The sequence below is a fragment of the Acinetobacter sp. CIP 102129 genome, assembly GCF_000368305.1.
In the GTDB taxonomy this organism is placed as follows: domain Bacteria; phylum Pseudomonadota; class Gammaproteobacteria; order Pseudomonadales; family Moraxellaceae; genus Acinetobacter; species Acinetobacter parvus.
In genome coordinates this window covers 187,713-204,735 of the sequence record NZ_KB849340.1, presented here as the reverse complement: position 1 = coordinate 204,735, position 17,023 = coordinate 187,713, and the positions used below count along the sequence as shown (strand labels likewise).

Annotated in this window: 15 protein-coding genes; 3 read left to right on the top strand and 12 right to left on the bottom strand. The window is 42.7% G+C overall.

The features are described 5' to 3' along the window. Positions 1 to 20 precede the first annotated feature (20 nt). Positions 21 to 1,964: an acetate--CoA ligase gene (acs, locus tag F973_RS05110; RefSeq protein ID WP_004760460.1), complete on the bottom strand. Its 1,944-nt coding sequence runs from the start codon at positions 1,962 to 1,964 to the stop codon at positions 21 to 23. 274 nt (positions 1,965 to 2,238) lie between these two features. Between acs and F973_RS05105 the strand changes: the two genes are divergently transcribed. Then, complete coding sequence (locus tag F973_RS05105) at positions 2,239 to 2,808, top strand: DUF805 domain-containing protein (RefSeq protein ID WP_004683518.1); 570 nt, start codon at positions 2,239 to 2,241, stop codon at positions 2,806 to 2,808. Between the two features lie 115 nt (positions 2,809 to 2,923). After that, positions 2,924 to 3,895, top strand: coding sequence for a mechanosensitive ion channel family protein (locus F973_RS05100; RefSeq protein WP_034432339.1), 972 nt, complete (start codon positions 2,924 to 2,926; stop codon positions 3,893 to 3,895). Here the strand turns inward: F973_RS05100 and F973_RS05095 are convergent. The 6 genes from F973_RS05095 to prfB all read right to left on the bottom strand — a co-directional run bounded on the left by F973_RS05095 (position 3,892) and on the right by prfB (position 9,504). Beyond that, the gene (locus tag F973_RS05095) at positions 3,892 to 4,599 is read right to left on the bottom strand and encodes a 16S rRNA (uracil(1498)-N(3))-methyltransferase (protein ID WP_004760457.1); all 708 of its coding nucleotides are present in this window, start codon (positions 4,597 to 4,599) and stop codon (positions 3,892 to 3,894) included. The two genes, F973_RS05100 and F973_RS05095, sit on opposite strands and share 4 nt — an antisense overlap. Continuing rightward, positions 4,596 to 5,912, bottom strand: a complete 1,317-nt coding sequence (locus F973_RS05090) for a 3-deoxy-D-manno-octulosonic acid transferase (RefSeq protein ID WP_004760455.1) — start codon at positions 5,910 to 5,912, stop codon at positions 4,596 to 4,598. The genes F973_RS05095 and F973_RS05090 overlap by 4 nt, the downstream gene beginning before the upstream one ends. 239 nt (positions 5,913 to 6,151) lie before the next feature. Next, the gene (locus tag F973_RS05085; protein ID WP_004760454.1) at positions 6,152 to 6,568 is read right to left on the bottom strand and encodes a hypothetical protein; all 417 of its coding nucleotides are present in this window, start codon (positions 6,566 to 6,568) and stop codon (positions 6,152 to 6,154) included. A 295-nt stretch (positions 6,569 to 6,863) separates the two neighbouring features. Then, positions 6,864 to 7,928, bottom strand: coding sequence for an alkene reductase (locus F973_RS05080; protein WP_004760453.1), 1,065 nt, complete (start codon positions 7,926 to 7,928; stop codon positions 6,864 to 6,866). 26 nt (positions 7,929 to 7,954) lie between these two features. Continuing rightward, on the bottom strand, positions 7,955 to 8,257 hold the full coding sequence (locus tag F973_RS05075) for an ArsR/SmtB family transcription factor (RefSeq protein WP_004760451.1): 303 nt from the start codon (positions 8,255 to 8,257) through the stop codon (positions 7,955 to 7,957). Between the two features lie 151 nt (positions 8,258 to 8,408). Further along, a protein-coding gene (gene prfB, locus F973_RS05070; RefSeq protein ID WP_155756459.1) for a peptide chain release factor 2 occupies positions 8,409 to 9,504 on the bottom strand; the annotation gives its coding sequence in 2 pieces (ribosomal slippage) (positions 8,409 to 9,431 and positions 9,433 to 9,504; 1,095 coding nt in all). Positions 9,505 to 9,895: 391 nt separating this feature from the next. Here prfB and F973_RS05065 point away from each other — a divergent pair. Continuing rightward, entirely contained in the window at positions 9,896 to 10,624 is a 729-nt protein-coding gene (locus tag F973_RS05065; RefSeq protein ID WP_004760447.1) for a putative porin, read from the top strand. A gap of 76 nt (positions 10,625 to 10,700) precedes the next feature. On the opposite strand, the gene recJ is transcribed toward F973_RS05065, so the two are convergent. The 5 genes from recJ to F973_RS05040 all read right to left on the bottom strand — a co-directional run bounded on the left by recJ (position 10,701) and on the right by F973_RS05040 (position 16,923). Then, positions 10,701 to 12,401, bottom strand: coding sequence for a single-stranded-DNA-specific exonuclease RecJ (gene recJ, locus F973_RS05060; protein WP_004760446.1), 1,701 nt, complete (start codon positions 12,399 to 12,401; stop codon positions 10,701 to 10,703). Further along, positions 12,402 to 13,055 carry a pyridoxamine 5'-phosphate oxidase gene (gene pdxH, locus F973_RS05055; protein WP_004760445.1) on the bottom strand — a complete coding sequence of 218 codons (654 nt, stop codon included), beginning with the start codon at positions 13,053 to 13,055 and terminating at the stop codon, positions 12,402 to 12,404. It abuts the gene before it with no gap. A 12-nt stretch (positions 13,056 to 13,067) separates the two neighbouring features. Further along, positions 13,068 to 14,405, bottom strand: coding sequence for a phosphoglucosamine mutase (gene glmM, locus F973_RS05050; RefSeq protein ID WP_004760443.1), 1,338 nt, complete (start codon positions 14,403 to 14,405; stop codon positions 13,068 to 13,070). Between the two features lie 127 nt (positions 14,406 to 14,532). Further along, positions 14,533 to 15,999 carry an IMP dehydrogenase gene (gene guaB, locus F973_RS05045; RefSeq protein WP_004756912.1) on the bottom strand — a complete coding sequence of 489 codons (1,467 nt, stop codon included), beginning with the start codon at positions 15,997 to 15,999 and terminating at the stop codon, positions 14,533 to 14,535. A 117-nt stretch (positions 16,000 to 16,116) separates the two neighbouring features. Further along, positions 16,117 to 16,923, bottom strand: a complete 807-nt coding sequence (locus F973_RS05040) for an oxygen-binding di-iron domain-containing protein (RefSeq protein ID WP_004760441.1) — start codon at positions 16,921 to 16,923, stop codon at positions 16,117 to 16,119. Between the last annotated feature and the right edge of the window lie 100 nt (positions 16,924 to 17,023).

The following is a 17,023-nucleotide window of genomic DNA, read 5'->3' as shown; positions in this document are numbered from 1 at the left end:
TTTTATTATTTGGATAAGGCTTATCTGTCTGGATAAACCGTTGCAATGAGGGCATCCACCACCGCTGGTTCAGCCAGGGTTGAGGTATCACCCAGTGTATCCAGCTCATTGGCGGCGATCTTTCTCAGGATACGGCGCATAATCTTGCCTGAACGGGTTTTTGGCAAGGCAGGTGCCCAGTGCAAGGCATCAGGCGTTGCCACTGGTCCAAGTACCTTACGCACCCAGTTGACCAGCTCCTTACGCAATTCCTCTGATTCAGCGACATCAGCCTGTAAGGTGACAAAAGTACAGATTCCCTGTCCCTTGATGTCATGCGGCATTCCGACTACCGCAGCTTCGGCAACCGCCTCATGTGCAACCAGGGCACTTTCAATTTCTGCTGTACCTAAACGGTGACCTGAAACGTTGAGGACATCATCCACACGGCCCGTAATCCAGTAGTAGCCATCCTCATCACGGCGCGCACCATCGCCAGTGAAATAGCAGTTTTTAAAGGTGGAGAAATAGGCTTCAATAAAGCGCTCTGGATCGCCCCAGATAGTCCGCATCTGACCTGGCCATGAGTCTTTAATCACCAGATTGCCCTCATTCGCTCCTTCCAGCTCATTGCCCTCACCGTCAACAAGGGCAGGCTGCACCCCAAAGAATGGACGGGTCGCAGAACCTGGTTTCAATGCGGTTGCACCTGGCAGTGGTGAGATCAGGATTCCACCTGTTTCAGTCTGCCACCATGTGTCCACAATCGGGCAACGGCTTTCACCAACGACTTCATAGTACCAGTTCCACGCTTCTGGGTTGATTGGCTCACCCACTGAACCTAACAGGCGCAGGCTACTGCGGTCACTTTCACGCACATAGGCATCACCCTCGCGCATCATGGCGCGAATGGCAGTTGGTGCGGTATAGAGGATGGTGACATTGTGCTTGTCAATCACATGGCCGATACGCGCCCATGTTGGATACTGTGGAATCCCCTCAAACATCACCGTTGTGGTGGCATTGCTGAGTGGACCATACAACAGGTAGCTATGCCCTGTAATCCAGCCCACATCTGCGGTACACCAGTACACGTCATCCTCTTTAAGGTCAAACACTTCCCTAAAGGTGGTGTTGACGTAAACCAGATAGCCACCCGTGGTATGCAGCACCCCTTTTGGCTTGCCTGTTGAACCAGAGGTGTAAAGGATGAAAAGTGGGTCTTCCGCTTTCATCGGCTCAGGCGGACAGTGCTCATCCACTTCCATAATGGCAAGGTGATACCAGATGTCACGCGCCTCATTAAACTGAATCGGGTTGCCTGTACGGTGCACCACAATTACGTTCTCTACACTGTCTGTTCCCTGAATATCCAGGGCGGCATCAACATTTTCTTTCAATGGGATCAGCTTGCCACCACGCATTCCCGCATCGGCGGTAATCACCAGTTTGGCCTGACTGTCCTCAATACGGCTTGCCAGTGAATCGGGTGAGAAACCACCGAACACCACGCAGTGCACCGCACCAATGCGGGCACATGCCAGCATGGCAATCGCAGCTTCAGGCACCATTGGCATGTACAGCACCACTCTGTCGCCTTTTCGAATTCCTTGTTTCTTCAACACATTGGCAAAACGGCACACCTCATCATGCAATTCGGCAAAGGAGATGATTTTATGGCGTGATGGATGGTCACCTTCCCAGATAATGGCAGGTTTTAATGGATTATCCTTGAGATGACGGTCCAGACAATTTGCGGAGACATTCAGCTCACCATCGGCGAACCATTCAATCCTGAAGTCATCCTGACTAAAACTGGTATTCTTGACCTGGGTAAAGGGCTTAATCCAGTCAATCTTTTGCGCTTCTTCCGCCCAAAATGCTTCAGGCTGCTCAATGGAATGCTGGTAACGTTTGAAATAGTCTGCTTCCGAGATTCTTGCCGTTTCTTTGAATTTATCAGGCACTGGGTAGATGTCTTTCATAGCTTACTTCCTTGGTTTTTTATTTCATACCCTAGATGATCACATCTATTCTTCTGGTATGTTTTGTTCTCTCTTGCAGTATGGACAACATTTACAAGACTAAACAATGCGCCTTTGGTCGTAGGAATGTTACGCTCAGTTTATTTTCAAAAATTTACTCAAAATAATTTAAATTTGAACTGCTTGTCTATGTTTTTTGTTTTTAAAATAAGTGATTATTTTGATCATTGGCCATACCTTAAAAGATTTAATAAACAAAAAATAGGAAAATATGATGTTGAATCCTCCCCTCTCCTCCCAGACACAGCCTATCAATGACCATCCCTTATCCGCCAAGGGGCGGTTTAACCGACTCAGCTATCTAGGTTGGTATGGTTTCCTGAGTATCAGTTGGACGGTTCTTTTCATTCTTATTATCACAATTTCGGCGAGTCTAAGTGTAAATAATGTACAGATTCATGAACCGATCTTATCTGCATTTTCAGGAATCGGAGGATTTGCGCTGATTGCACTCTGGTTTGCTGGCTTTTATTTTCAGATCGTTTTTTTGATCCGACGTTTACACGATCTGAATAAAACAGGTTGGCTGAGCCTGCTGCTGCTCGTCCCCCTTATCCAGTTGCTGTTTACATTCTATGTGTTACTTGCCCCAGGTACGCCCTATCGCAATGATTATGGCGATATCCGCCCATCCACCACATGGGAAAAGCTGCTGGCATGGATCGTGATCATCCTGAGTATCTTGATGCTACTGTTTATCTTCATGTTTTTCTATTATTTTGCCAGCCCAGACTTATGGGAGGGGCCAACACAGATGATCCAGAACACCACTGGATACTTCTAGGTTTCCAGAGCATAAGTAGGGTGAAACAACAACTGAACTTTACATGCATATTTGCGATAAATTCATTATGATTGCTTCCCACTCCATTCCCACTTTGCGAAATAGAGATTTTTCTGTGGCAAATGAACAAACAACACTGACCAATGTCGCCAAGGACACAGGTGAACTGATCCAGAAAGCAGGTGCCAAAACCACGCAGACTGTATTGGCCCATACTGAAAAATACCATGATGCCTATACCACGATTGACAAGATCATCGACAGTTTTTGGCAGCGGGTTCCCTATATCTGCATCGCGATTGCGGTGTTTATCATTTTTTGGCTGTTGACCAAGCTGTTTAAGTTCTTTATTCGCAAAACGCTGGAAAATCGCAGCTACACCCGCCAGAACCTGGTATTGGTACTGAATCGGGTCGGCAGCACTTTTATCCTGTTTTTTGGTTTCCTGATTGCGCTGGTGATTGCCATTCCAGGCTTTACCCCGAGCCAACTGATTGGGGCACTGGGGATTGGTTCGGTCGCCATTGGTTTTGCATTTAAGGACATCTTCCAGAATTTACTTTCAGGCGTGCTGATTCTACTGAGTGAACCTTTCCGCATTGGTGATGACATTGTGGTGAATGGCATGGAGGGCAATGTTGAGGATATCCAGATTCGTGCCACATTCCTGCGTTCTCCAGATGGCCGCCGTATCGTCATTCCCAATGCGACGGTCTATACCAGTGCCGTGACGGTAAACAATGCCTACCAGCGCCGCCGTTGTGAGTTTATGGTGGGTATTGGCTATGAAGACAATATCCAGCAGGCCAAGGACATTATCCTGAAGATTCTGGACCATAACCGTAACGTGCTGAGTCAGCCTGCCTTTTCAGTAAATGTTACCGCACTGGCCGACTTCTCGATTAACCTGACGGTACGCTGGTGGGTGAATACTACAGAAACCACCACATCTGCATCTATTAGTGAGATTCAGGAACTGGTGGTGGCAGCCTTTGATGAACAGGGTATCTCAATTCCCTACCCTGTACAGGAAGTTAAAGTGTATCGTGGTGATCAATCAGAACCAATCAACGAACCAACTACCTAGATAAATAATCGCCCTAAAATATGCGATACCGCCGTTTCAGTTCGTAAAATTCGGTTGCCTAAGCGCCTTGCTTGGCAGCCATTTTTTTTGAACAGATCAACCTCAAAAGGAATAAATCCGCCTTCTGGCCCAACGATCAGGCAACATGAATGCTGAATCGCATGTGGCATCTGCTGCTCTGCATAAGGATGTGCGACATAAGCAGGTTTTTGATCCGAAATAAATGTAGGCAAAACATCTTCAACAAAAGGTTTAAAGCGTTTATACATTTGAATTTCAGGTGAAATCGTGTCACCTGCCTGCTCTAAACCTAAAGTCACATAATCATCGAGCTGCTGTAAGAATGGGCTTTGCCAATAGCTTTTATCCACGCGATAACTATGAATCAAACTGATCCGTTCCACGCCCAAAGTCACAGCATCCATAATGATACGACGTAATACTTTAGGACGTGGTAAAGCAAGAATTAAATGCACAGGTAACTTTGCTGGAATTGCTTCCAGTTGAATCGGTCTTATGCGAATCTGTTGTTCAGAAACAGATATTACTTCCGTAAGATAGCGTTCACCATTGCGAATACCGACCTTTAAGGTATCTCCAGCATTTAACTGCACATGCTGGCTTAAATGTTGTATTTGCCTTGGATTGTCAATTTTCCAGAACTCGGATTGGGTTTGTTCAGCTTCAAGTAAAACAATATTCATGATGATGCGGTTTGCTGTAAATAATGGTCAAGCAACTGGATATGTTTTTGTAGAGAACCCTTATTGCGCTGCAATACCTGTTGAGCGTGCGCAACCTGTTGTTGGGTTTGCACTGGATCATCCAAACAGCTTAAAAGTTGCTGTGCCACTTGTGCTGCATTTTCTCCAATTAAAATTCCCTGCGCTGCCACAAATTCATCGACAATACTTTGAAAATTAAAATAGCGAGGACCAATGACTGTCGGGATATTCAGCACCATCGGTTCCAGAATATTGTGTCCTCCCCCAGGTTCATTCAATGAACCACCGACAAAACAGGCCTGACTCAAGGCATACCATAACCACATTTCACCCATACTGTCGGCAAGAAAAACCTGTGTATCGATTTGAATTGGCTGTTTAAGACTACGACGTTGCGTATTTAAATTTAAACTCTGGCAAATTTTATACACCTCATCAAAGCGCTCTGGATGACGTGGTACAACGATACATAACAAATCAGGGTTGGAATTTAAATGTGGCTGTAATTGCTTAAGTAACTGTTCTTCTTCAGGTGCATGTGTGCTGGCTAAAGTAATTATTTGGCGTTTCTCTAACTGCCATTCCTGTTTTAACTGTTCAGCTTGCTCAATAAAGGAGGTCGGAGCACTAATATCAAATTTAATATTTCCAACAACCTGACTTTTGCTTTGATCTAACCCCAAATCCACATAACGCTGTTGTGTCGCGATATCTTGAGCCAATAACCATGTGAGTTGCTGCAACATCGGCTGTGTTAAACGACGAACTTTGCCATAACCTTTCGCTGATTTTTCTGAAAGACGAGCATTCAATAAGATACATGGAATTTGCTTCTGTTTGGCTTGTGCGATCAAATTTGGCCAAATCTCAGTTTCAACTAAAGCAAGAAGTTTCGGTTGATACAGCTCAAAAAATTGTTTCAGTAACGGCTTCTGGTCAACAGGCAAATAGACTGCCTGAAAAAGTGTCGAATATTTTTCGGAAAATAAACTCTTGGCTCTGGCTTGCCCTGTTTTTGTGGTGTTGGTTACTAAAACCGAATGTCCAAGTTTTAGATAGTGCTCAATCAAAGGTTGAGCAGCATTCGTCTCTCCAACTGATACTACATGAAACCAAATCGTATTTAAATTTTTAGGGGGTTGAAACGGTCCAAAACGCTCTAGGCATTCTTGCTGAAATAGCGCATCACTTTCAGCCCGTTGTCTTATTTTCCAGCGATAGAGCGGTTTGAGACATACCAGTAAAAAGTTATACCAAAATGGTGTTTGTTGTGCTGCGATTTCCTGCGCCATCCTAGACCATATATTTCGATTTGATTTCAGCACATTATGCGGAAATTTATGATTTTTTAACAGTTGTACTTTTTTTGATGTGTTACAAATGCATAGGCATTCATACTGTTCTTCGTCTAAATTATTCTTTTTAATTAGACACGTTAAACTCTAGCAAATTTTGTAACTCCTCCTTACAACAAGGAGACAACCAATATCTATATATTTTCCGGTTACAACAAGACAACGCATACTGCTATTTATTCATCCAAAAAACGTTCGATAAACTTCCAACCTTTCTTCGGATGGAAAGTTGGTTCAATAACGCCATAAACCAAACCTAGCCATGATTCTATTGAATCGACGGTTTCACGCTGTATAGGTTTAAAAAAAATCAAAGTATTCTTTGGGTAAACTTTTGGATGGTTTTTTGGAAACAGTGCAAAACAAAGTGAGTTAGCATCCGATGGTAATTCAATATAAATTGGATCTCTTTCGTGATTCACCCCATTATAGTCTTCAAGTAAACGACCGAAATAAAATTGTTCAGCAACTAAGGAATCATCAGGAGTTAAACCAAAAGTTGATTTTGCAAATTCAAATGCAGCCTCATTACTTTTAAAATAAAGAGGCTGTATACCATCTTCTTTTGGTTTCTTCTTAAAAAATGAAAACATGAATTAAACCCACCAACAATAAAAACTGAAAAAAACTATTATCTAATACGGATCGCTTGCGTCAGGTAAAACCGATCTTTTTATAATGGATATTACTATTTACTAATATTCATAACATGCTCTATTAAAAAAAATTTTCTATGTAAATGTCAGTAAAAATAGATGCCTCAGCAGATAAATTGATTATAAACAGACCTAATCATAAAATACTATAATCTAACGATTTACATTCTTCTAGCAAACCTATAACACTCATGCCATTTTGGTAAATGACATGAGTAATTCTAAAAACAACTTAAGCTTCGAGTTGTTCAAAAACAGGATAATCGGTATAACCTTCGGCACTCGGACCATACAAGGTGTCGAATTGAACCTGATTAAGCGGTAGATCATTTTCCAAACGCTTGAATAAATCAGGATTTGCGATATATGCTAAACCAAATGCAACTGCATCCGCTTGTTCAGTTGCTAAAATACGCTTGGCTGAATCTGGCGTTAATTTTTCGTTGGCAATCCAGGCACCTTTGAATTTAGGACGCAACTTTGGTTGTAAACTATCCTCAGCTTCATACTCGCGGGTAAAGATAAAGGCCACATTGCGCTGATCCAGTTGTTCAACCACATAACCAAAAGTCGCGAGTGGATTATCATCACCCATGTCATGTGAATCACCACGCGGTGCCAGATGCACACCCACCCGACCTGCACCCCATACCTCAATAAAGGCATCCACAATTTGCAACAACAAGCGCGCGCGGTTTTCAATTGAACCACCATACTCATCATCACGAATATTGGTGCTACTTTGCAGGAACTGATCGATCAGGTAACCATTGGCTGCATGCAACTCAACACCATCAAAACCTGCTGCTTTCGCTAACTCAGCCGCATGTTTATATTGTGCGACGATTTCTTGGATTTCTTCATGCGATAAAGCACGAGGGGTCACATAAGCACGTTTCGGACGCAGTAAGCTGACCTCACCTGCGGGTCGAATGGCACTAGGTGCTACAGGCGTGTCACCGTCCAATAAATCAGGGTGCGAAATACGACCGACATGCCATAGCTGAACCACAATCTTTGAACCTTGCGCATGCACTGCTTCAACAATTTTGTTCCAAGCTTGAGCTTGTTCTTGTGACCATAAGCCTGGCGTATTGGCGTAGCCAACAGCTTTCGGACTAATCACTGTCGCTTCAGTAATAATTAAGCCCGCATTGGCACGTTGTTGATAGTATTCCAGCATTAAATCGTTTGGAATACGCTCAACACCACTACGAGCTCTGGTCAAAGGTGATAAAACCAAACGGTTTTTAATCGTAAAATCACCCACTTGTAACGCAGAATTTAGTTCAGCCATGATCGCCTCAATTTACACTTATTCAGTTAAAGTGTTTGTTTTAAATGTTCGATGTATTGCTGAATCAAAGCTTCGTTACGGGTGAAATATGACCATTGCCCATACTTTTCAACCTTAATCAAACCCGCTTGCTGTAAGACAGACAAGTGATTTGACATAGTCGACTGTGCAACTTTTCCTAAGCGTTCAATGTGACCTGCACATACGCCTCGTTCAAAACTGCCACCACATTCCTGTACCGGTAAAAACTGCTCTGGTTGTTTTAACCATTGCAAAATTTCTCGACGTAATGGATTGGCTAAGGCTTTGCTAATGATATCAATATCCATAGACTCATCACATTTTCAACAGGCAAAACTTCGTTCAGCACCTAAAATCAGTATATCGAATTTAATAAATATTAATATCTATTTTTTCCGATATTAATATCATATTTTTCCGATTAACTAAAATTTGCTGAACAAAAATGCCGTTTTAAAGTTATAGACCTTGTTTCAAACTTGCTTCAATAAACCGATCTAAATCACCATCTAAGACTGCTTTCGTATTTGAATTCTCAATACCAGTACGCAAATCTTTAATACGTGAATCATCTAGGACATAAGAACGAATCTGACTGCCCCAACCAATATCTGACTTCGAGTCTTCCAATGCTTGAGCTGCTTCATTACGTTTGCTCATTTCCAGTTCGTAGAGCTTGGCACGTAACTGTTTCCATGCATGGTCACGGTTGGCGTGTTGTGAACGCTGGTTCTGACACGCTACCACAATGCCTGTTGGTGCATGAGTGAGACGAACTGCCGAATCGGTTTTGTTAATGTGCTGACCACCCGCACCCGACGCACGATAAGTATCTGTACGGACATCCGACGGATTAATATCAATTTCGATATTGTCATCAATCTCTGGCGATACGAATACAGCCGAGAATGAGGTATGACGGTTGTTGTTACTGTCAAATGGTGATTTACGCACTAAACGGTGTACGCCACTTTCGGTACGTAACCAGCCATAAGCAAACTCGCCATCAACACGGATGGTTGCAGATTTAATGCCTGCTACGTCACCATCAGACACTTCCATCAATTCAGCTTTAAAGCCATGACGTTCGATCCAACGCAGATACATCCGCAATAACATGGATGCCCAGTCCTGTGCCTCTGTCCCGCCTGAACCTGATTGGATTTCAAGGAAACATGGATTTGGATCCATTGGATTACTAAACATGCGGCGGAATTCGAGATTGGCTAATGCTGTTTCCGCACTGTCTAATTCAGCCTGAACATCTTCCAGTAAAGTTTCATCATCGGCTTCTACAGCCAAATCAAGCATGGCTTTGGCATCATCTAGCTGCTCTGCAAGACGATCAAATACACCTAAAGTATTTTCTAAACTGCCCTTTTCTTTCGCAATCGCTTGCGCACGACTCTGATCATTCCAAATCGTTGGGTCTTCTAGTTCTCTTAAAACTTCTTCTAAACGCTCAGCCTTTAGATCGTAGTCAAAGATACCTCCGTAGTGTTTGGCTACGATCAGATAAATCTTTCAATTGGTTTAAATACGGATTAATTTCCACGCGTCTTTTCTCTCAATATTTTTCACACAATTCACTATTTTAACATAACTGCCCTATACGACACAGCCACCTGATTTTGACAAGTTTTATTGATAAGAAGAATTTTTTCAGAATAGTTTTTCTAATGGATTAATATTTATACTTATCTGTTTTTTTCATAGAAATGAGTAAAAATTACACGACAAACACCAATGTACACAATATCCCCTAAGTTTTAATAAATCAAAACATTTAAAAATTATGAGTAATAATCAAATAGATAAAATGTAAATTTTACAATTCACTTACATTTTTAATGTTAAATTACTTTCCAGCGATTGACATTGTTTTATTTTTTATTACACTGAAATTATGTAACAAAATATTTGAAAACCTTTACGGAGTTTTTGCCATGAAAAAATTAAGTCTTGCTACTGCTGTTCTAGCTTCAGTATTCGCTATGGGGGCAAATGCTTATCAAGCAGAAGTTGGTGGTTCTTTAGGATATATCGACGCAGCTGACGGCGTAACTGTTGTTGGTGTTGATGGTACTTACTACTTCGCACCAGTACAAACTAAAAATGGTCCATTAAATGAAGCTGCATTTTTAAATCGTGCAAGCAATATTCATGGTGAACTTAGCTATGATGACTTGTCTGAAGATACTGCGGTTTCTGCTGGTGTAGAATATTATGTACCAAACACTGATTTTTATCTAAGTGCTGACTTGGGTACTGATGGTGCAGATACAACTACATACGCTGCCGAAGTTGGTTATTTACCTGCGTCTAACTTCCTTGTAGCAGTTGGTATTGCTGGTGCAGATGTTGATGGCGGTGATAACGATTCTGACCCAACTTTACGTGCTAAATATGTCACTAACCTTAGTGGTTTTGATGTAAATCTTGAAGGTGGTTTAGTATTTGGTGACGACACTGCATTCAACCTAGGCGGTGATGTTTACCTAGACAAAACTTTCAGCGTAGGTGCTGGTTATGCAGATAGCGGTGTTGATGGTGCTGACGGCGTATTCTCTATCCGTGCGAAGAAATTCTTCACTCAACAAATCAGTGTAGAAGGCAATATCAATTTTGTTGATGATGCAAATTCTTTCGGTGTACGTGGTGCGTACCGCTTCTAATTCTCTCCAGAGAGAATATAGGGTCTGTTGATCTTTAAACAGACGCTAAGGAATCCACCCTTTATGGGTGGATTTTTTATTGGCTTAAATATACAACCTGAAGTTGCAGGCTGGTGATACCATTAAAAACATTGCGTTCCAGCGTATACACCAGGTCGACATAGCTCAGCATCGGATTGAACTCAAAACGGTCTGCCGCATTGAAAGCAATGGCATCCACAACCTGCTGTCCGAGCGCCAGTTTTAGCTTTAAATGCTGGTCTTTCAACCAGCGATAGTCGATGACCTTAAAGCTTCCCTCAAACTGTGGCAACGGAAACTTCTGTCCCCACGGACCAAGTTGTTCGATCTGGTCCAGTGTGCTAAGGCTTACCGCCATATCAGGTAATATCCCATCCGTCCACAAGGTTGCCTGAAACAACTCCTGATCCATTTCAGCAATATATTGGGTGAAGATCTGCCTAAATTCCTCAAAATGGGCTTTATTCAGGGTAAGGCCAGCGGCAGCGGCATGTCCACCAAAATGGCTGACCAAATGGGGATACTGCTCCGCCACCTGTTCAATGGTGTCGCGAATATGAATACCCTCAATGGAACGCGCCGAACCCTTGATATGAATGCCATCCTCATCAGGGGCAAACACCAGACTGGGACGATGGAACTGTTCTTTTAGACGCCCAGCGACAATCCCTATTACCCCTTGATGCCACTGTTCATCAAACATCACCAAAGCCGCGGGTAAATGTTCCGTTTCCAGTTGAATATGTTGTAAAGCACTGAGCGCCTGCTGCTTCATCGCGCCCTCAACCTGACGGCGCTCGATATTTAACTGGTTTAATTGCTGGGCAATTGGATAGGCAGTTGCCATATCAGGCGCAAGCAGGCACTCGATCCCGATTCGCATGCTTTCCATGCGACCCGCCGCATTGATACGTGGTCCAAGCACAAAACCCAGATCCTGTGCTTTTAAGGTTGCCGCATCTCTTTTAGCAATATCCAATAATGCTAAAATTCCTGCACGACATTGATATTGCTGAATTCGTTTTAAGCCAGCATCCACTAAAATACGGTTATTATAATCAAGCGATGCAACATCAGCATAAGTCCCCAATGCAACCAAATCTAAATACTGAGTGACTTTACTAGTACTTTTTCCCTGCTGAGAACGGTAACTGGCTAATTTTGCTAGTACATAAAAAGCAACGCCAACACCTGCAAGTGCTTTACTTGGAAAAATGCAACCCAGTTGATTCGGATTGACCACTGCTTCAGCGTTTGGCGTAGGTTTTGTCGTCAAATGATGATCGGTAATGATGACCTGCATCCCTAAAGCTTGGGCAGTCTCCACCCCTGCATGGCTCGATATACCATTGTCCACGGTAATCAGTAAATCTGGCTGATAGGTCTGCTGTGCCAGTTCAGCAATTTTAGGCGTGAGTCCATAACCGTACTTAAAGCGATCAGGCACTAAATATTCAACGTTCGCCCCCATTTCTTTAAGAACTAAGATCATCAATGCAGTACTGGTCGCGCCATCGGCATCATAATCACCAATAATTACGATCTGTTTTTTTTGATCAATCACTTGATCAATTAATTCAACGGCTTGATCTAATCCTTTGAGATCAGGTGGCAATAAATGCTTGAGTTTTAGCTCAAGCTCTTGTTCCGATTGCACTCCACGTCTCGCCAATATCTCAGCAATAAACGTAGGCACGCCCTGAAATTGTTCAGGGCGTGTCAAAAATGGTCTTTGTTGAATTTGAATCATGGTCATTTATGGCATCAAGCGTTGAATAATCCAAAGTCCGTTACGTTTTTCATAACTTAAACGATCATGTAAACGATTCGGACGCCCTTGCCAGAATTCATAATAATCAGCATCTAAGCGATAACCACCCCAAAATTCGGGTTTATCCAACTCAGCTTCATGTACTTGATTTTGTAAGTTTTGAAAACGCTGTTGTAATAACTCACGGCTTTCAATGACACCACTTTGTGGCGTACTAATATGTGCTGCAATTTGACTATCACGTGGACGCTTGTGGTAATAATCCGTCGATTCCTGTTCTGGAATCTTGGAAACCTGACCACCGATACGCACCTGACGCTCTAAACTCGGCCAGTAAAATAAAATTTCAGCATAAGGATTTTCCGCAAGGTCTAATCCTTTCTGACTATCATAATTGGTGTAAAAATCATAACCAGCTTCTGTCGCACCACGTAACAAAACAGTTCGCACGTGTGGGCGACCTTGAGCATTTGCTGTCGCCAAAGACATCGCATACGGTTCATGTAATTGAGCAGTGAGTGCATGATTGAACCAATTCAAGAATTGCTCATGGGGATTTACACTCATCTGGGATTCGTGTAACTCACCTTGTTCATAACTTAAACGAAGTTCACTCAGGTCTTTAATGACATCATTCATTATTACTCTCCTTTAAGCAGCTTGAGCATGAGCTCTGACTGCATCGGCTAAATGATTTGCGATGGCATCCACTTCCTGCTGTTGATCTCCCTCAACCATGACCCGAATCACAGGTTCAGTACCTGATTTACGAATCAAAATACGTCCACGACCTTTCAATTGTTGTTCAGCTTTCTCAAACTCTTCAACCAGCGCAGGGATTGAGTAGGGCTCAATCATCTGTTGCAAACGAACATTGATTAACACCTGTGGAAATAATTCAAAGTCTGCAACTAATTCATGTAATGCTTTGGCTTGCTCAACCATCACCGTGAGCACTTGTAAGGCAGCAATAATCGCATCGCCTGTGGTGCTCTTATCCAATGTTAGAATATGACCTGAAGGCTCACCACCTGTGACCCAACCATTTTCTTCTAATGCCTGTAATACATAGCGGTCACCGACTTTTGCGCGCACAAAACCGACATCCGCTTTTTGTAATGCTAACTCAAGTGCCATATTACTCATGACTGTTCCAACAATACCTGCTGGTTTATTTTTAGCCTGAGTAGCAAGGATATACAGGATATGGTCACCATCAACCAATTGACCATTTTTATCCACCATCACCACACGGTCTGCATCACCATCAAACGCAATACCTAAATCGGCTTGGTGATCAACCACGGCCTTTTGTAAAAATTCAGGATGGGTTGATCCACAATTTTCATTGATATTTAAACCATCTGGTTCATTAAAAAGCGGGATTACTTTTGCACCTAGCTCTCTAAAAACTGAAGGACCAACGCTATATGCTGCGCCGTTAGCACAATCCACTACAATTTTGAGATTACTAAGATCGAAGTGATATGGAAATGTTGATTTACAGAATTCGATGTATCGACCATTTGCATCTTTTACACGAACACTTTTACCTAGGTTAGCCGTATCATCAATCACTAAATCTTTTTCTAATTCTTGATTGATCTCATTTTGTAAGGCATCTGGGAGTTTTTTACCTTCACTTGAGAAAAATTTAATCCCATTATCAAAGTAAGGGTTATGTGATGCTGAAATCACAATACCTGCATGTGCATGTAAAGCACGTGTTAAATGCGCTATTGCAGGTGTTGGTAATGGCCCAAGTAAATGCACATAGACACCTGCGGCATTTAGGCCTGCTTGTAAAGCCGCTTCCAGAATATAGCCTGATAAACGCGTATCTTTACCCATAACCACAATTGGTTTGTTTTTAGGACTATTTCTTTTTAATACTTTTCCTGCTGCAAATCCTAATTTTAATGCAAATTCAGGGGTAATCGGCATTTGTCCAAATTTGCCACGAATTCCATCAGTTCCAAAATAGCTCATTCTTTACTCGCTTTCTTATCTTTATATGACGTATCGTCATATTATTTTTCATCTGTTTTACTTTACACCAAAACAAAAAAAACCGTCAGTGGACTGACGGTTTTTTTATTGCCAAAATAACTAAAGATCAACCTACACGATAGTTTGGTGCTTCTTTAGTGATTGTCACATCATGAACATGTGATTCCGACATGCCTGCCGAAGTAATTTTCACAAATTTTGCATTTTGACGAAGATCTTCAATCACAGATGAACCTGTATAGCCCATAGAAGAACGCAAACCACCCATCATTTGATGGATGATATTCCCCATTGGACCTTTGTATGGAACACGACCCTCGATGCCTTCTGGTACCAACTTTTCAGCACCTGCTTTAGAGTCTTGGAAATAACGGTCAGCAGAACCTGTTGCTCCCGCCATTGCACCTAACGAACCCATACCACGATACGCTTTATAGTAACGACCTTGGAAGAATTCCACTTCACCCGGCGCTTCTTCAGTACCAGCAAGGAGTGAACCGACCATGATCGTGCTCGCACCTGCGCCAATCGCTTTCGCCATATCGCCAGAGAAACGAATACCGCCATCTGCGATCAATGGAATTTGATCTTTTAATGCATTGGCAACGCTATCAATTGCCGAAATTTGCGGCATACCGATACCTGCCACAATACGAGTGGTACAGATCGAACCAGGGCCAATACCCACTTTAACGGCATCTGCACCTGCATCTAACAATGCTAAAGCTGCATCACCTGTTGCAATGTTTCCACCAATCACTTGAACTTGAGGATAGTTTGCCTTTACCCAACGTACACGTTCAATCACACCCGCTGAATGACCGTGTGCAGTATCCACGACAATCACATCTACACCCGCATCGACCAATGCTTCCACACGGCTTGGTGTTTCTACGCCTGTACCAACTGCGGCACCAACACGTAAACGACCAAGGTCATCTTTACAGCTGCTTGGATAGCTTTCCGCTTTACGGAAGTCAGTAACTGTAATCAAACCTTTGAGTTCATTGTGTTCACCAACAACTAGAACTTTTTCAATACGATGCTTTTGTAGCAATGCTTGAATATTTTCTTTCGACTCACCTTCACGAACAGTCACTAAACGGTCTTGACCCGTCATGATGTTGCTGACGGGTTGTTCAAGATTGGTTTCAAAACGAGTATCACGACCTGTGACAATCCCCACAACTTTGCCATCTTTTACAACAGGTACACCGCTAATATTATTGGCTTGGGTAATTGCAATAAGTTCACGTACTGTCGTTTCAGGCGTTACTGTGATTGGGTCTTTCACCATTCCAGCTTCGAATTTTTTTACACGGCGTACTTCCGCAGCTTGTGCAGCGATATCCATGTTTTTATGCAAAATACCAATACCGCCATTTTGCGCCATTGCAATCGCCATACGAGACTCAGTCACCGTATCCATTGCAGCAGAAACGAGAGGGATATTAAGTTGAATTCCGCGAGTTAAACGTGTCTTTAAGGAGACATCTTTTGGGAGAACAGTTGAGTAGGCAGGAAGTAATAAGACATCATCGAAGGTCAAGGCTTCTTGAACGATGGTCAGCATAACAATCTCACTGGTAATTTCCGTGAGCTATTATAAACAAATTTTGCCGTGATTTTCATTTTCTATGATGAAAATAATTTATAGGCACTGACTATCCCTGTCCTGCCTTAAAAAATTCTAACTGATCTCGGCTGGAATACTGAACACATATTCATTCATCAGGTCCACCCCACATTCAAGGCCCTCAATCCAGTCCAGAAACTGGTTGATCATCTCTTTTCCAACAAATGCGGTGCCATGCTGCGGCACAATCATGTCGAGGTCCATTTGGCGAACCATATTGACCCACAAACGAATGACCTTGTTGGAACACATATAACGCTGATGGAAGCCTTTCATCTTCTTGATATGAGCTTCAAAATCGGTAATCGGCTGGTTGGCATCATCAACAATTGAGGCGCCCATATCCCCTGAAAAAAGAATTTTGGCGACTGGATCATAAAACTGGAAATTACCCACCGAATGCAGGAAATGGGCTGGAATGGCAACAATCGCAGACTCACCCAATGCAATCACCTGACCTGTATCAGGTAGCTCAATCAGTCGTTCCTCCCAGTCTCCTTTCATGCGGTCGCTCATAAATGCAGAGTTTAAGTGCGGTAAAAAGCGTGCCCATAGCTTGGATGCCACCACCTTGGCATCAGTGTAGACCAGCCAGCGCGGCATTGAGGTAATGATGTCAGGATCCTGATGCGATGCCATAACATAGTCCAGGTTTTTCAGTTTAGTATAGCGATTTAACTCCATGGTTAAGGGCACATAGGTCAGGTCTCCCCCTGGATCAAGCACTGCGGCGCGATCATGGTCAATAATCAGGAACTGGTTGGCCTGAATGCCCTCACCTTTCACCAAACTGGTAAAACTAATGCATTTATGTGTGCCATTATCAAATAATATTTGCGATGTAGTCCGCTCAAAGCTCATAACAACCCCAGAAAAAACCTTTAGATATGAAATATTTTAATTCCATAACAAAATAATGGGGTTTAGCCCATGTTTCAATCTAATATTGGACTTTTATCGT